Source organism: Rhodopirellula sp. J20-39 (assembly GCF_057365095.1).
Genome location: NZ_CP195123.1, coordinates 6,710,734 through 6,729,549 on the forward strand (window position 1 = coordinate 6,710,734; position 18,816 = coordinate 6,729,549).

Consider the following 18,816-nt stretch of genomic DNA (forward strand, 5'->3'; position numbering starts at 1 on the left):
GCCCCAGCGTGAGGCGTCTTGCGCTCGCCACCAGGCAATCGTTTACGGCCCCAAACGGACCTGTGGGCTCCACTCCAACGACCTCGTCCCACTCAAATACTCGACCGTTGGACCTGGAACCCAGCTCCACCCGGCCAACGAGGGCCTCCCAAGACTCAGAATGGGCTACCGCCGAACGGGTCCGCGCCAGCATCACCCGCCGGAGCGAATGGATCCGCGGCCGCACCGCCGCCACCGAATGGGTCAGCACCGCCACCGCCAAAGGGATCAGCCCCACCGCCGCCGAATGGATCCGCACCGGCTCCGAACGGATCGTCTCCGCCCCCGCCGAAGGGGTCATTACCGGCCGGTTTCGTTGCCTTTGACTTAGTTTCTTTCTCGTCGGCGTCAGGCTGATCTTGTTCCAGCATCTTTTCAACTGATATCGCCAAGGTAGGCATTTCCTTGTCGATGGGGCGAATGCACTGAATCGCTCCATTGATGTTGACCAAGTAAATTCGGTCCGTCTCGATATTCCGGCTTAACACTCGCGGTGTGACACCCGAAACCCGGTGCAAGGTTTCGCCAGTTTCGATATCCAACAACACCATCGATCCGGAAAGCGTCCGAGCAAAGATTCGACCTTCGATGATGCCAACGACCTCGTCAATTCCCGCGACGGCTTGATTCCAAAGGTTCTGTCCCGTTGCCGCATCCACGCACGTCACGTTTCCGTAAGTCGAGCGAAACACCACTTTTTCTTCGTAAAACGAAGGTGAATCGTAAATGGGGTCTCCAGTAGGCTGGCTCCACAAAACTTCGCCGGATCGGGTCGCCCGCAAGCCGTAGATCTGGCCGCCTTCACTTCCAAAGAAGAACCGCTCACCGGATGCCGCCACAGGTGCTCCGCTGACAATTCCATCTGTGTTCAGTCGGAATTGAATATTCGGCTCGCCCGACAATTCCATCACATAAACGAATCCTTCAGACGTTCCCCAGGCAACTTTCAACGATCCAATGGCCTTGGTGGGCATTGATAAAGTCGAACCGCTGACGATCTCCTCGAAACGCTCACGGTGCTGATCTTCCAGCGGGTAAGCAATGATGCGACTACCAATCGAGGGCACGATCGAGTAATTCCCTACCTGCACAGCCCCTCGCACGGCCACGTACGGCAGGTGATGGGTAGCGAAAACCGACCCTGTTTTAGTGTCAATGCTGACCATTTCGCCGCCGTTGACGACGGTCAAGTAATCATCGTCGATCCCCAGGCCACCGTAACCTCGGTTTGGGTACCCCACTCGGCGGAGCCAAACCAGTTCGCCCGTTTCGGCGTCCCGAGCCTCAACCGTGCCATCATTGCAAAGCGTGTACAACCGAATTCGCGGGACTTCCCGAGAGGTGATCTCGGCCTCGATTCCACGACGTTTAAGGCGTCGCACGTCGTTCCGGGCCAATCGCTCAGCCTCGGCTCGATCCAACAATCCACTGGACGCAAACTCACCACGCCCGAACGCGGCACGCCCGGTACCACCTATGCGCCGCTGGTCCGACGACATTAAGCCACTCGTCGATGAGTGCCCTTGGCTCACTTCTTCGCCATCGATCACTTCCAACAGGTAACGAGCGTACAAAACGCCTTCGGCGCTAGCACCGGCCCGCTCGTCGGCAACCGGCTTGGCTGGTTTCGCAGCCTTGCCGATGACTTCGACGTATTGCTTCGCAGAATCGCGATGAACGTGAATCTTGAAATCGACAATCGATTGCCCGCCCGCTGGGACGCTCAACTGACGTTGCCAAGCTTCCGCCAAGCCGAGCCGGGCCAATTCAACAGGCGGAATCAACGATTGCTCAGCTTGAACGTGCACCGATTGAGTGCCGATCGCCGCTGATGCCACGAAAGTCAAAAAGATCAGAAACCGGTACATGTCGCGAATCCAGAGGGATCGTGCGGAAGAGGAGAGACGAGAACTGACCAATTGTAATCGATGATCGTAAATCACGCCATTTTTTTGCTCGGCATCGTCCCCACCGTTTCAGTTCGTTGCGGTAGACTTGTCCTTACACCTACAAACCCAATGACCTGTTTTTTTGTCCTCTAGCAATTGGCGTAAGCTTGGGACCACATTTGAACACCTTGATTCACCCTCGAACACGTATTTCCGAACGGATGCAACGCCATGAGCGATAAGAAACGCATTTTGATGATCGTCGGCGACTTCGTCGAAGACTACGAAGCGATGGTTCCTTACCAGATGTTGGTGATGCTGGAACACGACGTGGTCACGGTCTGCCCAGGCAAAAAAGCGGGCGACACGGTGATGACCGCGATTCACGATTTTGAGGGTCATCAGACTTATTCCGAAAAACCGGGACATCGATTCGCTATCACAGGCGATTTTGCCAGCATCACGGCTTCCGATTTTGATGCATTGGTCATCCCAGGTGGTCGCTCCCCAGAATACCTAAGACTGGATGAACAAGTCTTAACGATGGTGCGGCACTTCGCCGAAACCAACAAACCAATCGCTGCGATCTGCCATGGGCCCCAACTTCTGGTTGCGGCGGGTGTGCTGACGAACCGCCAGTGCAGCAGCTACCCATCGGTTGCACCGGAAATTGCTGCGGCGGGCGGCACCTATGTCGAACCGAGCCCCCAAATGGACAGTGCACACGTGGAAGGCAATCTCGTCACCGCTCCCGCTTGGCCAGCACACCCAGCGTGGATCCGCGAGTTCAATCGCCTTCTTATGACATGATGCGTTTAATCGACTGAACCGTTCTTGTGGATGTTGTTTCATGGCCATTCCATCACCCGATGACGCGAAGCCAGACGGCGAATCGTCACCCCGGCGAAACATAGATCCGCGACTCCGCATCCAGCATGAATTGGTCCGAGTCCGCCGCGAAGCCGAAGCCGCCCGCCTGGAAGCCAACGCGGCTCGGTTGGAAGCCTCTGCGGAAAACCTGCAAGAGATGCTCGAACGCATCGACGCGGGCCATGATTTGTCTGCCGCTGAGCTGCAACATTTAGGCCTGACCGAGCGAAAGACAGACGCGTCAGTTCCTTACCACGGTGCCACCGGGTCGGCTAAACCTCCGATCGATTCAGCTCCGACGCTTCCCGATCCTACGGCCAGGGAACCAGCATCTGACGCCCCCACCGCCCCGGATCATTTACCCACACCAGAACAGAATTCCCCCACCAATCGCTTTCGTTTTCAGTCTTGGGATGACGTTCGCGAGGCACGAAACAGTTCACCTGAACCCGCAACAACATTCATCCGAGCCGACTCGGCCCATCCTTCGATTCGCCCGCCACGACGTCGACCACCACCGGACAAAGATGACGAGATCGACAGCGATGAAACATCGGCAGGCGTCAATTTCAAAGCCGACGAGCTAACTGAATCCGCCGACCTAGCTTCGAATCTGCTCGAACAGGAAATCTCATCCGAATTCGCTGAATCGGCTGTATCCAAAGCCCCAACTAGTGACCCATCCGAGCAAACCCAAACGCCGGAAACGGACCTCCTAAAACCAGACGCACCGGCCTCCAGCCCGGACGTCCCCACCGATCTCGTTATCGACGAAGAGTCCGAGACGACCGCCACTCGCCGGCATCCTTTGCCGCTATTTCTAAGTGCGGTGGTCCACGTGGTTATCGTCCTGCTTCTGATGATGTGGACGCTTTCCACGACGATGCCTAAGGATCAAGTTGCGTTGTCCGCATCAACAAGCGAATCCGCTGAAGAGGCGATCGAAACATTTCAAATGGAGTCCGTCGAGTCGACCGTTGATCCTTCCGAAACCGCTCCGGACGAAACCCAGTACGACGTCAGTCCGCTCGGCGAGATGGCAAAGTTCGATCTAACCTCGGATCTTGCAAGCGTGACCGCCCCACCAATGGCTTCGATGAAGTCGTTCTCCGAATCCAACATGAAGGATTCGAAGCTGCTCAAATCGATGAAGTCGGACTCATCATCCAAGATGCAGTTCTGTGGGGTCGACGGTGGCGGCAACCATTTCGTCTATCTGGTCGACAGTTCCGGCAGCATGGGCGACGCCTTCGTTTCGGCCAGACGAGCATTGCTGGAATCGATCGACATGCTGTCCGAAAAGCAGCGTTTCTACGTCATCTTCTTTGACGCCGAGTGCGACTACATGCGAATTTCACGTGCCGACGAAGACGAACCACGCAGTGTTCACGCAACCGAAGAAAACAAAAGTCGGCTGCGAGCCTGGGCAATGCGAGTCTCGATGGACCGCGGCAAAGCTCCTTACGAACCGTTGCAGTTCGCTCTGGAAAAGCTGAAACCTGACGTCATCTTTCTGCTTTCCGACGGCGAATTTCCGCAACGGATTGAGTCGGTGCTGATGGAATCCAACCGAGTCAGCAACCTGTTTGGCGAAGTAACTCCAGTCAGCATTATCCACACGATCGGCTACCACAGCCGCGAGGGCGAGAGCCGGATGCGGAAGATCGCCGAGAACCACTTCGGCCAATATCGGCACGTGCCCAAACCCGATAAGTAGCCTCCAAAAGGCTGCTTGAATTCCCGCGGTAGCGACCGTCGGAACCGCTTCGAACAACGTCACTTCGCCGGACGCCGCGGCCTCCCCAGCCCGCTCCGAGGCGGTTCCTGCGATCTTCTGACCCCGTTTCCAAAATACGAACTATACTTTTGGCTCTACCGCTACCCGCTTCGCCTTCCGATCGGCCGTTCCGTGACCCGCGTCCTGCTCACCGCTTTCGAACCCTATGACCGCTGGCCAGACAACGCCAGTTGGATGGCGTTGATGGATTTAACGCACTGGTATGACGGCCCCGTGCAACTGGTCACTCGCCGATACCCGGTCGACTTGGCCAAGATGAGCGAAAAGCTTCGAACAGACCTACAAGAAGATTACGACTTCGCACTTCATTGCGGTCAGGGCCCCGGTTCGGCGATCTTAAGGCTGGAATCGATTGGGCTGAACCTTCGCACCGACGGCAGTGAAATCTTATCCGGCGCACCAGCCGCTTATCGTAGCACGATGCCCCTGGAAGCCGCTGCCACTCGCATCCGCGGAGCAGGCATTCCCGCCATGGTTTCGCACCACGCGGGAACCTTCCTATGCAACGCCGCTCTGTTTTTAAGCCAGCACTACATCGCCTCGTTTGGCATGAAAACATCATCCGCGTTCGTGCATGTGCCACTGTCGCCTAGCCAAGTCGCTCGCGAGAACTCCGACTCGCCAAGCATGAGCACTCCTATGGTCAGCGCCGCGATGGCAGTCCTCATCCAACAACTGCTCGAGCGCCCAAACCAAGCCTAGGCCAACTGCCTAAGCGTTGACTGCCAAGTTTCGACTCGCGACCGACACAACCGCCCGGTTCGCCGACCGGTGAGCTCGATCCCGCCGCCGTTATCGCCCACTTGTTGCTGCTGCGTTAACGCGGTCGCCGGACCTTCACAAACGTCGCCGCGGACTCCCACGCAATCGGGCAAACAATCCCGATCTGCAATTCGTTGCACATCCGCAAGACGCAACGAGCCTGCCAACGCGATCCAAACGTTCGCGTCACGGGCATGTTGAATCAGTCGCGATAGGGCTTCCAATTCGAGGTGTTCTAGCAATCCACGTCCGTCCTTCACAAACGAATCTATCAACAAACGCGAGCGTCCTTGCTGGATAACCAAATCCAGAACCTGATGTGGATCGACACAATTCGCCGCTTGGTGATCCGCATACGCGACCGGTACTAATTCAACGCGAGGATCGAGCGGAAGCCGACTCCACAAATCCGCGAGCCGCTCAGCGGATTGCGTCCCGCTTGGTCCCACTTTCGCGTATTGAAACCCAATCGGCACGCGTGACGCCAACTCACTCGCAGTATCCGCTTCACCCAATGCCGCTGACAGCGTCGATCCGAAATGACTCCTCGTCGCGGCTTGCCAGATTGATTCGGACACCGGTGCCAACGGTCCCAATAACGGCTCTTTAAAATCAATCACATTCACGCCGCAGTCGGCAGCCAGCCTCGCCTCCTCGATACTGCGAACACTCACCAATAGGGCAATCCCTCTCCCCCCTGCTGTCTTTAGAACCGCCGACGTTTCAGGAAATTCTGATGTTGCCAGCGGACTCATCGTTTCTCGAAGCTCTGGCGAACTCGGAAGCTCCGACGAACCTGTCGAGCGGGATAAACGTTTAGAATTAGAGGGCGCAGACTGTTTCATGGACGCAATCTTAACTCCTCATCGACCTGATCTACGATGCCGGTTAAAGTCTGAGCCAACAATTGCATGCAAGAGTATCAAGCATCCACGCCTGGGAAATCTGTGGTGAACTACGAATCAATCGAAACGCAGACCCATCTAATCGAATTCTGCGAACGAATCGCCAAAGAAAGCGTGATTGGGTTCGACACCGAGTTCGTCTCCGAAGATTGCTATCGGCCTGAATTGTGCCTAATTCAAATTGCTGCAGGCAAACATCTGGCTGTCGTGGACCCCTATGCCGTAGACGACACGCAACCCTTTTGGGATCTGCTTTGCACGCCCGGACGGACCGTTGTCGCACACGCTGCAAGAGAAGAAATTCGGTTCGCCTATCGATTCACTGGCAAGCCGATTGCCGGTCTGTTCGACACCCAACTGGCGGCTGGTTTCACCGGCATGGAATACCCGGCATCGCTAGGCACGCTTGTCAAAAACATTGTTGGTGTGACCCTTCCCAAGGGCGAAACTCGCACGAATTGGCGGCACCGACCGCTAAGCGAAGATCAATTGACGTACGCTTTGCACGACGTCACCAACCTTGCCGAGATGCACACAAAGATCCTCGGTGACATCAACAAGCTGGATCGCGTCAAATGGGTCGAAGAGGAAACTCAACGACTGCAAAACAAAGTGATTGATGCCGAAGAGTCTGAAAACTGGCAACGTGTCAGCGGCAGTTCAGGACTGAAGCCTCGGCAGCTTGAAATCGTTCGGCAACTTTGGCGCTGGCGGGAAGAGATTGCTCGCGACAACGATCGCCTGCCTCGACGAGTCATGCGAGACGACTTGATCGTTGAACTGGCCAAGCGAGGCTCATCGGACCCACGGAAAATCCGCAACATCCGCGGGCTAGAACGCCGCAACTTTCAAGATGAGTACGAAGCAATCGGCGAAGCCATTGCCGAAGGCCTGCGAACGCCTGATGAGGACCTTCCCAAGCGAGCACGCGGTCGGGCGCGGACGGCATCCCCGATGCTTAGTCAGTTCCTGTCGACGGCTATAGCTTGCATTAGTCGCCAACATAAGCTGTCGCCCGCCATTGTCGGCAACTCCGACGATGTGAAAGATCTTCTGGCCTACGAATTGACGCCTCGACGAGGCACTGAAAAGCCAGCACTATTGCTAGGCTGGCGAGGCGACATCGTAGGATCAAGCTTCAAAAAGATCCTCGATGGAAAGCTTGCTATCCGAGTCGCAGATGTGACCGAGAATCAGCCGCTTGAATTCTTCGACTGCGACGCATCGCTGTAAACGATCGCGGATAACCAGACCAGGCACACGATCTGGCTGACCAAGGCTGCCTTAGCGATAGCGATTGCGCCTTCGGTTTGCACTAACGCCGCTGTGACAACCAGCATCACGACTGCCGCGACAATCCGGCAGCGAACAACCGCTAGTGGACGCCCCCGTCCTTTGACGTAGCTATCCAGCCCCTGCAAGATTCCCCGAATCGCCGATACAGGGGCAAGCCACAAGGCGAACTCCACCGCCGGCGCAAATGCTTCGCCATACACTAAGCGAACCAACGGACCGATCATCATCATGAAAGCGATCGTCGATACCGTTTGAATGGCAATCGACCCACCCAGGACTCGGTGGACATCGGACGTCGTCAGCCCTTTCCGCTCATCAGCCCCCGCGTTGAAAAGAAAGATCCCCAGCGTGTTTGGGATCACAGTCAACGGATAAACCACCGGCACCATCGCGGCATAAAAACCTTGGGCGACCAGCGGAATCAACCACATCGCCAATAGCAAATCAAGTCGCTCAAAGACCTCAGTGGCCAACATGGAAACGCCATACGGACGGCTTTCCGAAAGTAGGCGTTTTACCGAAGGGGACCGTTTTCCACGCAGCGGACTGGAAACTCCGACCACGCAAGTCAACGCCGAGATTGCCGAAGCAACCACAAACAAAACACATGCCAAGGTCAACGTGACCTTGGAAACCAACGCGGCGACCAACAACAATCCCGGGAACGCAGCGGCAGCTACAAACCGACGAACGTTGTACGCGGCGTAGTTTCCCGATCCCCGATCAACGGCGGTCATGATCAGCATGATGTGTTGGCCGATCATGCTGAGTGCACACAACAAACCCAGCGGCATCAAGAAACGCTTCTCCGCTGGCAACGCGACCACGTTGCAACCAATCACCAAAGCCGTTGTGATTAACCCGGTGGTCACCCCCAACCACATCGCTGCACGACGCAACCGCAAGATATCTGACTTGCCTTCCGCCGCATAACGACAGATCACTTCTAGCCCACCGAACAGCCCGATGTACAGCAGCAGTTGGACATACAACACCGTTGTCGCATACTGACCACGCCCTTCCGGCCCCAACAATCGAGCCAGCAAAATCCCTTGCCCCATTTGAAGAGCAACGATTGCAAACGCGAAACCGACCGTCTGAACGAACGAGCCAATCTTACCAGCCACTCCTTGGGCCGGCTCCTCGGTCGCATCACCATCCAGCGGCAAGTCGACACTTTGCGATGCTGCTAGGCCCGAACCCGTCATCCCATCACCAGCGATTGGATTCCCGCCCAATGCAGCCTGATTGACGTTCGCGTCATCGGTCGTAGTACCAACAACGACATTCCCGGAATCAGTCGACGGAGCGTCACTCTTCGTCCTCTCGCAGTTCTGCGGCACTAACGCAGACGCGATTGGACCGCCGTCATTCAACTGAGCGGAGGCAGCGGCGGTGGTTGAATATCGAGGCATAGACTCGGCAGTATAATTCACGCCGAGCAAGATTCACCATCTGAGACATTCGATTTGGTGCCTCAGCGGGACAATTCACGGCCCAATTCGCCGCATAATCAATCAATTCCCTCGACAACCCGCGGTGCAGGCCCCGTTTGAAACTCGATAAATTGGTAGCCTGCGATCGCCAGGACGACCACCGCGAACGAAATCAACACGAACAACTTCACCCTCTCAAGCGATTCGCTCGACTCTCCGCTTAGAATCCGAGACACGCTTTTCTGAGCCGCTTCCTTTTTCCGTTGCTTTGATTTTTGTGCAGCGGCAGCTTTGCTTTCAGCGACAATTCGTCGTTGTTCTTTCGCCGTTAATGGCGTTGCACCGGCGTCTGCAGCTTGCTCGGCCGAATCAGAATCGGCTTCGAAATCGACACAAGTCGGCGCCGACTCCAACAGATCTCCTGCTGCCGATCCGTCCAAAAAGGCCGACTCTGCATCGTCTTCGCTGTCCGCAGCCTGTTGCAACTCAAGTTCTAGCTTGAGGCTTTGTTGTCGTGATTTCTCACGAATAGACTCGTAACGCATCTCACGATCGGTGTCATCTTGAGCCGCCAAGAACGCGGCTACATCCGATTCATCCCACGCGTCTCCACGTAGCATTCCCGTCGATGCTTCGCCAACATCGCCGGCATCGATTTCACCACTGGAATCGCTCGACTCTGTTTCCACGTGGGAGGAGGCTTCGGTCGGCAAACCTCGCTTAGCCCAAAGCTCCGGTTCGCTTCGCGTGTCGCGATTGGCCGTCGAAGTCGATTGCGTGGTGGAGAAGTCTCGGTCTCTTAACTCGTAGTCGCTCTCAATCGACTCAGGGACCACCACATTCCACGCAATCTTCCCGCACCGCAACTCGGTACCCGACTTCACTTCGAACCAACGGCGAGGCTCGATTCTCTTTCCGTCTAGCTTCGTTCCCGATGTGCTGTTGAGATCCAGGACATAAAAGCGGTTCCCTTCCGAACTCGACGCTGGCGACTGCGCCGCATCCCGCTCCGTCGACGCTTCCGACTGGGACGGCAAAACACTTCCGGGCGAAGCCTTCCCATAACACAACAAGCAATGTGTTCGAGAGACGGATCGTGTCTTTGGGCGAATCTGACAATCGCGGCATCGACCGATCAGGTAATACCCCACCTGAATTGATGCGACGAGCCCCGCCCGACTTCCAGTCGTCAAAATAAGTTGAGCGGTTGTTGGCGCGGCCACGATCAAATTCGATCCAGTAAGAATAAAGGTAAAAGCGAACTGTGAATAAAGCGGTGACTTCCGACAACTCAGGCAATTATGGGATGACGATGATTCGGCTTCCTCTGCCGTCTTCGATCGCCTTCAGCTTGGTCGGCTGTTGGGGTAGCGGACGCGAAATCGTGTAGGCAACCAAACCGACTACCAAAACCAACGCCAAGATCGCGACAGCTAACCCGACGCCAAGCATCAACATTTGACCGTCATGCGATTGACGCTTCGCTTGCATCACCGACGAAACCGAAGGGCGAACTACTTTCGAGCCATCGTTCTTAACGTGAACTGGCTTCTTCGTAGACGTACTCGCGAGTGAATCAAACTGCCCCGCTGAGTCGAACTGCCCCAGCGAATCAAACGTCGACATGGAACCAGCACCCCCATCGACATCCAGTGGCGGTAGAGTCCCGAAATCAAACTCGTCCACAATTTCAACGTTATCGACAACTTCCACTATGTCCGAAGAGACGCTGGAACCATCATCCATCGTGGCTTGGAACAACCGATCATCAAGAGCGGTATCAGAGCTATGAACCATGTCGGCAAGCTGATCGTGCTTCCCGCCCGTACCAAACACGCCTCCCCGCAATCGCTCTAACTGTCCGAGCAAATCAACCACCGAAGAAGGTCGGTCCGCTGGCATCTTGGCCATCATCCGGGAAAGCAAGTTCACCAAGGATGCGGGACAATCCGACCGCAATTTACGGATATCCGGCAAGGGAGCCGTTTGATGTTTCGCCAAACGCTGGGCAACCGTCTCGCCACGAAACGGTGGGCGTCCGGTTAACAAAAAGTACAACGTGCAACCTAGCGAATAGATATCTGCTCTGGCATCCACCGTCGTGCTGTTCAATGCTTGCTCGGGAGCCACAAAGTCAGCGGTGCCCATCAAGCGTTTGCCATCGCTTACATCCCCCGCTTCAGTCCAGCCGATTCGGGCCAATCCCATGTCGCTAATCTTAACAACTCCGTCGCTGCGGAGCATCAAGTTCGACGGTTTGATATCGCGGTGAATGACCCCGCGTTCATGTGCATGTGCGAGCCCCTGACACGCTTGCGTGATTGCGTCAACGGCGGCCGCAAACGACATCACCCCGTCCCGTACGACGACCTGATGCAAGTCGATCCCATCGACATACTCCATCACGATATAAAGCTTCCCGCCCGCTTCATTGAAATCGTACGCTCGTACGATGTTCACGTGATCCAGTTGCGCTGATGCCCGCGCCTCTTCTTTGAACCGGCGGATGCGACGTTCATCCTGCAACGATTCCGGCGGTAACACCTTCAACGCCATCTGACGTTTCATCACTTGATGTTCGCCAAGATAGACCATGCCCATGCCGCCCTTGCCCAGCGGACGCAACAACTTGTACGCCCCCAGGTAAAACCCCTTGCTCTTTCCGGCAAGCAATTTGGCGGCTTGCCAACGGGTTAACAGCCCCGAATTCTGAAGACCGTCCACCAGCCGATTGCAATCAACGACAGCATTTTCGGTCAGCAATGACGCGACCACGGTCTTAATCTCATCCAGTTTGAGGATGCCTGATACGAGTGCACGCTTCACCAGTGCTCGAGTCTCGTCATCGAGAATCGGACGTGGTTGAGCGGTTGAATCAGCCGAGACGGAATCCACCGGATCGGAAAGTCGGCTCTTGCCAGACATCAATTGCATCAAATTGTTTTAGATAAATAGGTGCGGTCCATTTTATCCATCGACATAGCAATCTGCGAAGCAATAGACCACGGACTATTTCTTCATATTCCCCCGGTTTTGAGCCTCGTGTCATTAAGTTTTCGTGAACATTTCATTTCACGTCTTAAACAAGTCGTCCGAGTAGTCGACACGATACAAAAAAAGACCGTGTGGCGGCGCGGTTGGACCAGCCTGATTTCGATCCTTCGAAGCAATCACGTCATCGATCCAAGCCAGCGGCCGCCGCCCCCGAGCGACCTCAATCATCGTGCCAACTAAATTCCGCACCATGTTGTAAAGGAAGCCGTTTCCTTCCACCTGATAAACCCACTGCGATCCATCGGCATCACCTTCGTTTGGATCATCCGATATCGCCCGCCACTGACTTGATGTGATCGTCCGCACCGTGCTATTGCGTTCTGCCCCAGCCGCCTGGAATGCAGCGAAGTCATGACAACCGACAAACTTTGCGGCCGCTTGCTGAAGTAGGCTTGGGTCCAAAGGTGCGTTCACGCGATGCCAAGTTCGATAGCGAAACGGATCGCGATTCCCACCCAACTGCATTTGATATCGATAGCATTTCCCCATCGCGTCAGCGATCGGATGGAAACGTCCAATCGCTTCGCGAACACTCACAACCACAATATCGTCTGGCAAACGTGAATTGATCGCACGTAACAAAGCTGTCTCATCGGCACTCCACTTCGGCATCACACATCTCGCCACTTGGCCGATCGCATGCACGCCTGCGTCAGTACGTCCGCTGCCAAGGATCCGACCAGACCACTCGTGATCGACGGTTTGCTCCCTATCCGGATGCAGATCTCGATCGACCGCCCCCATTAACGGTCGAACCACGCGTTCCAACTCGCCCTGAATCGTTTTGCGTCCCGGCTGCACCTGCCAACCTGAATACCGAGTTCCGTCGTACGAGATCGTCAATGCAAATGTGCGAGTCCTTGACGCCACGGTCTGCTCGGTGATGCTGGTTGTCATGCGTAGTTCTTCATGTCGTGTCTCTTGCTAATTCTCGTACCAACATCGCTCGATGCCTCATCGTATTCGCCTTCGTCATCCTTGGACGCAACTGCCTGCCCCGGGTTCTGGGTCAGACTCATCCGGGGAAACTCAAACCGTTTTCTCACGACGTTTCAATCGCCCAACGGGACTGACCACCGACGACTCCGTCGAACTGGAAGTGAACGCTGAACGAGGACAGGTTAAGCAAATCCAACTCAACACCATTTCATTATGGAAAGATGAGTCCACTGCATCGACCATCCAATCCATTCGTGTTGAATTGTCGAAGCATCTCGCCGACCATAACGAACTTGAGGTCACACTCTACATGATCGACCAGGAACCTCAACTTGGCGATGTTAACCTCTGGATCGAATCGAGCTAAACCACACGAGTAGGAAACGACAAGCGCTTCGATGAGTGGTCTACCACTATCGAAAAACCAAGGCGAATAGAATCTACTGGCCAAGCTCGTCGATCCAATCGCGAAGCTGTTCGTCGGAGATCATCTCGGATTGCTCAGGCTTGCGGTTCGCGGGATTGCTGTCGATCTCATCGAAGAGATTTGTCGCTTCCGAATCCGCAGCCTTATCCTTCCCTGCTGAAGTGTCGCTCGGCTTAGGTCGCTTCGGTCGCCATCCCAGTTGAATCCGACCTTCGATCAATTCGTCATACCACGGTTGAGAATCGCAACTGAAGGCCCGGCGTCGCTTAGCTGCCCGTTTCAATCGGTGGTCCGCTGACACGACGGTCAGGTGCTTGGGTACCGGATGAGCCTGAATCAATTCTTCGATCAGGTCATCCGCTTCATCATGATCGATTGCAAACCGGACTTCAATTCCGGAAACAATTTGGCTTGCTGGCCGGCCTGGTGGCGCCGCCTTCGCATCAAACACCACGCACGTTCGCTGACGAACGGACTCATCTAATCCGGTGGCAAGTCGTTCTAAAAATCGCTCGCGTTCCACTTGTAACCAACCTACCGCGGCACCCCGCCCGGCGGCCAACAAATGATTCGGCGTCTCTGCACGTCTTGGTGCCGCGACCGGGGCAATCACGTTGTACCCGTCGATCAACAAGACGATCGACATTACACATCCCCCTTTGACCTAAAAAACACCGACAGAATCGAGCGAACAATCGCCACAAACTTGTTAACGAGCGACCAGCAGACGGCTTTGGCACCCTTCAATGATTGTGGTCGATACCGTCCCGAAAACAAGCTCATTCCGAAGAACCGGGCCAATGCCACCCTTTCAACAAACCATGTGATTTAACCTCAAGAAATGACGATTCGAATCTAACACGTCTTTCAGATCGGTCTTCAGTCGGAACGCATCCCCATGGCAATGAATCGAAATCGGTACTTCCTGGTTGGAGTCTTGCTCATCTTACTGGGAACTCAATTTCGCATGATCGATTCATTCGTATTGAATGAACCGACGACGCGAACGCTCGCCAAGATGTCTCGCAGCTCGACTCCCACGGTGAATGATTCCTTCAGCAGCTTTCTGATGCAGGTCCATCCCAAGCCGACCAAGCGGGTACACCCACCTCGTTGGTTGGGCCTCGCGATGATCGCCGTCGGTTCGGTCGTTAGCCTGCACGCACTCGCAATTCCTCGTCACTAAACATCACCGACGATGCCCTAACCGATTGGGACCGGGCGAGTGTTGAAATGGCGAGTATGGACATAGCTGACATGCACAGAACAGAATCCAAACGAGCTGATCAAGACATGGCGAGAAAACACGTGGCCAAATCTATCGCAGTCAAGCCAAACAATCCGGCACACCCAATCCAAGGCCAACTTCGCAGCGATCTCGTCACTAAACGGATCACTAAACAGAGCGTCCGCAGATGGGCGTTCGGAGCGATCATTCTATCGGCGTTGTCCGGATCGCTTGGGAACACCAACCCCGCGTTGGCGTTGGAGAATACGAACTCGTTCAACGGGTCCAGCTCGTCTCGCGCCGATAGCGGATCGACAACCGGACGTTTCTCGCCCGAATCAACTCGGGCAGTCCAGGTCATCCTGCGTGAAGGCACCGAAGTCGGGCCGATCCGGGGTCGCTTGGTTGTGCGAGCCCAGCGGTGGCGATTCCTGGTCCAAGACCAACCATCGCTCGATGAATCGGACGTATCCAAGATGCTTGACGGCGGTCTAGCTCGTCAAGTTCTGCCGCGTCACGACACCGTCTTGCGGAAAGAGACTGCGAATTCATCTCGCGGTGCAATCGACCCCATGCGAACCAACCATCTTGGTTCAAGCGATGCTCTCAAGCGTGGTGCATCCGGCCCGCTATCGGCTCCGCATGCCGTTTTCGATTCCATGCAAGTGGTCGAAAACCTTATGCTCGATCGAATCGTCGAAGCCATCTCTGAAGACTCCAACGATGATACCTGGACCATCACAGGCAGGGTCACGGAATTCCAAAACGAAAACCGTCTCATCATCACGACCGCGTATCGAGCATCACCAACTGAAACTCAATAGCAACTCGTATTCCCTCATTCTTCCAGCCCGCCACTGATAGCGGCAAGCCGATCGCGGAGTACCTGACCCTTCTATTCCGGCCCGGTACTCCGTTTCTTTCTAGCGATTCATCTCGATACCGAAGGTACCACCGACTGCCAAGAAGCTTTGCTCTCGGTTCTCGCCACTATCAACAAAGTCGCCTTGCTCGCGGAATCCCAGCGAACGGTCGTTTCGCCACAAGCCTAGAGCCAAGTCGATCAACTCGACACCACAACGAACATGGAACATCTTGCTGAGCTGGTAGCTTAACTCTGCTCGCACTTCGTAACCGATGAAGAACTCTTCGTTGGTATGGTAAGTAGCAATATCTTTTGTAACCAGGTTCTGAACCACGTCGCTACCGATATCAAAACCGTCGTAGGTTGTCGTCGTGATGGCTTGCTGCTGACGCAAGCATTGCAAGTTCAGACCAGTGAAGCCGCGGAACTCAGCCGAGTAACGGAATCGGTTCTGGAACTTGAAGTACCGGAAACCAAACTGCACGGTATAGAGTTCGTTATCAACTTCCGAAACTCTGTCCGTTAGTCGCTCGACAGCGTCAGTGCTAAGCCCAAGATCAGTGAAGTACGCATCGTTAACGCTATCAGCAGATAGATCACCGTCACGAGTCCGAGCGTAGTTTCGGCTCAATCCCAGGTCCTGAGCTCGCAAGAACCGAATACCCAACATCGGCTCCAAGATGCCACCGTAGTGATACGGTTCCATCCGCCAAGTTTTCATGAACTCGTAGCTATCAAGGTCCATGTTGTTGAACTGACCGACGTCATAGAAACGTCGCGAGAACCCGAACACGTTTCCATCTTCCGGGAACACGGGCAAACCGAAACGGGTCGCACCAAGTGCGAACGTGGGTTCGCCGTCTAGGTTCTCGTCGTTCAGGCGGTTGATCCGGTCAATTCGAAAACCGTCGAATGCACCAACTTCGTAGTCGGTGTAGCTGAACAGGTAGCCTGTCTCGCCATCGGGATCCATGTAGCCAAGGTCGTAACGATGTCCCGAACCTTTGTCGAGTTTATTCTCGTCGCCGATACGGTCGATTGAATCCGGACGTTTGCCGTACAAGGCAAGCCGGTCGTAAGTCGCGAACCATCCCGTATGAGCCCGTTTAGCAGGCTTCATATCGAGCATATCCGCCTCGTAGATTGGCTCGAACCACTGGAAATCCGGGTCGAACTCAAACGGGTCCGCCGGTGGCAGTTCGTGATCTCCGGCGTAAGCATTCGCATTCGCGCCGCCTACAATTAAAGCCAGGAGCATCGTTAGTTTCGTCGTCAGCTTCCGTACCGACATCGTTATTCCACCGTCATGCTAGGAGTTGCCGTCACGCCCAGAAGACTTGCCCCTCGAAGACAATCCAAAGATCGCCGCCGAGGTTCCGTCTCTGCCCCGCGTGGCTGCGGGTCTAATAATTAACCCGCCGCAGACTCATTACTGAGTCATTCATATCGGGTTGTGACGGTAGTATCGGTCAACCGATCGGCTGAGGCTTAACCGGAATACCGAGCGAAGCGATAAATCCGCCAAAAACCCAACAAGCCGGACGGTCAAAACAAACCTCCTGATCTACCAAAACCGCGCAGACCACCAACCAATCACCTGATGTACACCGAATTTGGCCCGACAAGGGGCCTGGTACGTCCGTTGCCCCCCTGGATAACGAAACTAGGCTAGTACCCGCCTGGGGTTCGACTAGGATAGGGAAGCGAACATCGCACAATGTTCGATCCTCCTCCCGGACATCCGTCCAACTGACTCAGCGTTCCGCGCCGAGTCCACTATTCTTATTGCCCACCTTCCGACCGGTTCTTCTCATCATGGAACCCCCATCCTCGCCAAGGCCGCGCGACGGTCGTCGCGGCCCTCGTCGAATGCGCCATCCTGACCAAGCTGTGGACCGCCGTGTCCGCGAGCTTGATGCAGAGCGTGATCCGCTGTCTTTACCTGAAGAGATTGTCAGCGAAGTCACCAAAGCAGGTGGACGCGTTGGCATCCCTAAGATCAACCAGAAACCTGAAGGCGAAGCCGCCTCGGGTCTGAATTTGGTCCAACTTCAGCAGCTCTCTCACAGTGAACTACTGGAAATGGCTGCCGAAAACGGCATCCAAGAAGTCGCTGGATTACCACGTCAAGAACTTGTGTTTCGTCTTCTGAAAACGAAGATGAGCGCGAACGGGTTGATGTACGGCGAAGGCACGCTCGAGATCCTTCCCGATGGTTTCGGCTTTCTGCGTAGCGCCCAGTACCACTATCTGTCGTGCCCTGATGACATCTACGTTTCCCCCAGCCAAATCCGGCGGTTCGGGCTCCACACCGGCAGTCACGTCGCTGGCCAGATTCGACCACCCAAAGAGAACGAACGCTACTTCGCATTATTGCGAATCGAAGCAATCAATCACCACGAACCCTCGCGTCGCCAACGCCAAGTTCCATTCGACGAACTGACTCCGTTGCACCCGCGGACTCGGATCGTGATGGAAAATGCGGCCGACGAGCTAAGCCCGCGAGTGGTCGACCTGATCGCACCAATTGGCTTCGGCCAGCGGGGTCTGATCGTCAGCCCTCCCCGTGCGGGCAAAACCATCCTGATGCAGCAACTCGCCCAAGGCGTGCTCTCCAATTATCCAGCCGCATACGTCTTCATCCTTTTGATTGACGAACGCCCCGAGGAAGTCACGGACATGGAGCGGGAAATCCGCTCGCCACAATGCGAAGTCATCAGCAGCACGTTTGATGAACCACCGGCACGACACATCCAAGTTGCGCAAATGGTGATCGAAAAAGCAAAGCGGATGGTCGAATCGGGCACCGACGTGGTGATTTTCCTCGACTCCATCACCCGGCTCGCCCGTGCTTTCAACAGCGATACCGATTCGGCAACGGGCAAGCTCTTAACCGGCGGTCTGGATGCCGGCGCGATGCAGAAACCCAAGGCTATCTTCGGATCCGCTCGCAAGGTGGAAGAAGGCGGCTCACTGACCATCCTGGCCACCGCGTTGGTGGATACCGGAAGCCGCATGGACGACGTGATCTTTGAGGAATTCAAAGGCACCGGCAACCTTGAAATCGTACTGGATCAAGAGCTGGTGAACCGCCGGATCTGGCCAGCCATCGATCTGACCAGAAGCGGAACCCGTCGCGAAGAAATCCTCTTCGACCCAGAAGAGTTCAAACGAATCGAGTCTCTTCGCCGCTCACTTGCCGAGCTTTCACCCAGCGAAGCGATGTCTACCCTGGTGAAGAAACTCAAGAAGACTCAAAATAACGCAGAGTTCCTCATGAGTGTTCCCCCAGAAGAATAAGCACTGCA

At 55.3% G+C, this 18,816-nt stretch carries 16 protein-coding genes; 8 read left to right on the forward strand and 8 right to left on the reverse strand.

The window, feature by feature from the left end; genetic code table 11:
- Positions 1-155: 155 nt before the first annotated feature.
- Positions 156-1,907, reverse strand: coding sequence for an outer membrane protein assembly factor BamB family protein (locus ACR3ZL_RS24445; RefSeq protein ID WP_473650477.1), 1,752 nt, complete (start codon positions 1,905-1,907; stop codon positions 156-158).
- Positions 1,908-2,159: 252 nt separating this feature from the next.
- Between ACR3ZL_RS24445 and ACR3ZL_RS24450 the strand changes: the two genes are divergently transcribed.
- The 3 genes from ACR3ZL_RS24450 (at position 2,160) to ACR3ZL_RS24460 (ending at position 5,298) form a co-directional block, all read left to right on the forward strand.
- Positions 2,160-2,738, forward strand: a complete 579-nt coding sequence (locus ACR3ZL_RS24450; protein ID WP_473650476.1) for a DJ-1/PfpI family protein — start codon at positions 2,160-2,162, stop codon at positions 2,736-2,738.
- 40 nt (positions 2,739-2,778) lie between these two features.
- Positions 2,779-4,515, forward strand: a complete 1,737-nt coding sequence (locus tag ACR3ZL_RS24455) for a hypothetical protein (RefSeq protein ID WP_473650475.1) — start codon at positions 2,779-2,781, stop codon at positions 4,513-4,515.
- Positions 4,516-4,707: 192 nt separating this feature from the next.
- Positions 4,708-5,298, forward strand: coding sequence for a pyroglutamyl-peptidase I (locus tag ACR3ZL_RS24460; protein WP_473650474.1), 591 nt, complete (start codon positions 4,708-4,710; stop codon positions 5,296-5,298).
- Here the strand turns inward: ACR3ZL_RS24460 and ACR3ZL_RS24465 are convergent.
- Positions 5,295-6,032 (reverse strand): (5-formylfuran-3-yl)methyl phosphate synthase, encoded by a 738-nt coding sequence (locus tag ACR3ZL_RS24465; protein WP_473650473.1) that lies wholly within the window; start codon positions 6,030-6,032, stop codon positions 5,295-5,297. The two genes, ACR3ZL_RS24460 and ACR3ZL_RS24465, sit on opposite strands and share 4 nt — an antisense overlap.
- Positions 6,033-6,308: 276 nt before the next feature.
- Here ACR3ZL_RS24465 and ACR3ZL_RS24470 point away from each other — a divergent pair, with 276 nt between their 5' ends.
- Positions 6,309-7,496, forward strand: coding sequence for a ribonuclease D (locus ACR3ZL_RS24470; RefSeq protein WP_486173039.1), 1,188 nt, complete (start codon positions 6,309-6,311; stop codon positions 7,494-7,496).
- Here the strand turns inward: ACR3ZL_RS24470 and ACR3ZL_RS24475 are convergent.
- The 4 genes from ACR3ZL_RS24475 to truA all read right to left on the reverse strand — a co-directional run bounded on the left by ACR3ZL_RS24475 (position 7,457) and on the right by truA (position 12,946).
- Positions 7,457-8,974, reverse strand: a complete 1,518-nt coding sequence (locus tag ACR3ZL_RS24475; RefSeq protein ID WP_473650471.1) for a lipopolysaccharide biosynthesis protein — start codon at positions 8,972-8,974, stop codon at positions 7,457-7,459. The genes ACR3ZL_RS24470 and ACR3ZL_RS24475 overlap by 40 nt on opposite strands.
- A 98-nt stretch (positions 8,975-9,072) precedes the next feature.
- A complete protein-coding gene (locus ACR3ZL_RS24480) occupies positions 9,073-10,218 on the reverse strand; it encodes an FHA domain-containing protein (RefSeq protein ID WP_473650470.1) in 1,146 nt (381 codons plus the stop codon).
- A gap of 76 nt (positions 10,219-10,294) precedes the next feature.
- On the reverse strand, positions 10,295-11,821 hold the full coding sequence (locus ACR3ZL_RS24485) for a serine/threonine protein kinase (protein ID WP_486173609.1): 1,527 nt from the start codon (positions 11,819-11,821) through the stop codon (positions 10,295-10,297).
- Positions 11,822-12,067: 246 nt separating this feature from the next.
- Entirely contained in the window at positions 12,068-12,946 is an 879-nt protein-coding gene (truA, locus tag ACR3ZL_RS24490; RefSeq protein ID WP_473650467.1) for a tRNA pseudouridine(38-40) synthase TruA, read from the reverse strand.
- Between the two features lie 52 nt (positions 12,947-12,998).
- On the opposite strand from truA, the gene ACR3ZL_RS24495 reads away from it, so the two are divergent.
- Entirely contained in the window at positions 12,999-13,355 is a 357-nt protein-coding gene (locus ACR3ZL_RS24495; RefSeq protein WP_473650466.1) for a hypothetical protein, read from the forward strand.
- A 73-nt stretch (positions 13,356-13,428) separates the two neighbouring features.
- Here the strand turns inward: ACR3ZL_RS24495 and ACR3ZL_RS24500 are convergent, their stop codons facing one another.
- Entirely contained in the window at positions 13,429-14,061 is a 633-nt protein-coding gene (locus ACR3ZL_RS24500) for an NYN domain-containing protein (protein WP_473650465.1), read from the reverse strand.
- Between the two features lie 252 nt (positions 14,062-14,313).
- Here ACR3ZL_RS24500 and ACR3ZL_RS24505 point away from each other — a divergent pair, with 252 nt between their 5' ends.
- A complete protein-coding gene (locus tag ACR3ZL_RS24505) occupies positions 14,314-14,601 on the forward strand; it encodes a hypothetical protein (protein ID WP_473650464.1) in 288 nt (95 codons plus the stop codon).
- Positions 14,602-14,672: 71 nt separating this feature from the next.
- Positions 14,673-15,467 carry a hypothetical protein gene (locus ACR3ZL_RS24510; RefSeq protein WP_486173040.1) on the forward strand — a complete coding sequence of 265 codons (795 nt, stop codon included), beginning with the start codon at positions 14,673-14,675 and terminating at the stop codon, positions 15,465-15,467.
- A 99-nt stretch (positions 15,468-15,566) separates the two neighbouring features.
- Here ACR3ZL_RS24510 and ACR3ZL_RS24515 read toward each other — a convergent pair whose 3' ends face one another.
- The gene (locus ACR3ZL_RS24515; RefSeq protein ID WP_473650462.1) at positions 15,567-16,766 is read right to left on the reverse strand and encodes a hypothetical protein; all 1,200 of its coding nucleotides are present in this window, start codon (positions 16,764-16,766) and stop codon (positions 15,567-15,569) included.
- Between the two features lie 611 nt (positions 16,767-17,377).
- Here ACR3ZL_RS24515 and rho point away from each other — a divergent pair.
- Positions 17,378-18,808: a transcription termination factor Rho gene (gene rho / locus ACR3ZL_RS24520; protein ID WP_473650461.1), complete on the forward strand. Its 1,431-nt coding sequence runs from the start codon at positions 17,378-17,380 to the stop codon at positions 18,806-18,808.
- The last annotated feature ends 8 nt before the right edge of the window (positions 18,809-18,816 follow it).

Excerpts from the sequence above, each read along its gene's own strand:
- ACR3ZL_RS24495 (WP_473650466.1), top strand. The coding sequence starts at position 12,999 with ATGCCTCATCGTATTCGCCTTCGTCATCCTTGGACGCAACTGCCTGCC.
- ACR3ZL_RS24450 (WP_473650476.1), top strand. The coding sequence starts at position 2,160 with ATGAGCGATAAGAAACGCATTTTGATGATCGTCGGCGACTTCGTCGAA.
- truA (WP_473650467.1), bottom strand. The coding sequence starts at position 12,946 with ATGACAACCAGCATCACCGAGCAGACCGTGGCGTCAAGGACTCGCACA.
- ACR3ZL_RS24445 (WP_473650477.1), bottom strand. The coding sequence starts at position 1,907 with ATGTACCGGTTTCTGATCTTTTTGACTTTCGTGGCATCAGCGGCGATC.
- rho (WP_473650461.1), top strand. The coding sequence starts at position 17,378 with ATGCGCCATCCTGACCAAGCTGTGGACCGCCGTGTCCGCGAGCTTGAT.
- ACR3ZL_RS24500 (WP_473650465.1), bottom strand. The coding sequence starts at position 14,061 with ATGTCGATCGTCTTGTTGATCGACGGGTACAACGTGATTGCCCCGGTC.
- ACR3ZL_RS24515 (WP_473650462.1), bottom strand. The coding sequence starts at position 16,766 with ATGCTCCTGGCTTTAATTGTAGGCGGCGCGAATGCGAATGCTTACGCC.
- ACR3ZL_RS24475 (WP_473650471.1), bottom strand. The coding sequence starts at position 8,974 with ATGCCTCGATATTCAACCACCGCCGCTGCCTCCGCTCAGTTGAATGAC.
- ACR3ZL_RS24510 (WP_486173040.1), top strand. The coding sequence starts at position 14,673 with ATGCACAGAACAGAATCCAAACGAGCTGATCAAGACATGGCGAGAAAA.
- ACR3ZL_RS24505 (WP_473650464.1), top strand. The coding sequence starts at position 14,314 with ATGGCAATGAATCGAAATCGGTACTTCCTGGTTGGAGTCTTGCTCATC.
- ACR3ZL_RS24455 (WP_473650475.1), top strand. The coding sequence starts at position 2,779 with ATGGCCATTCCATCACCCGATGACGCGAAGCCAGACGGCGAATCGTCA.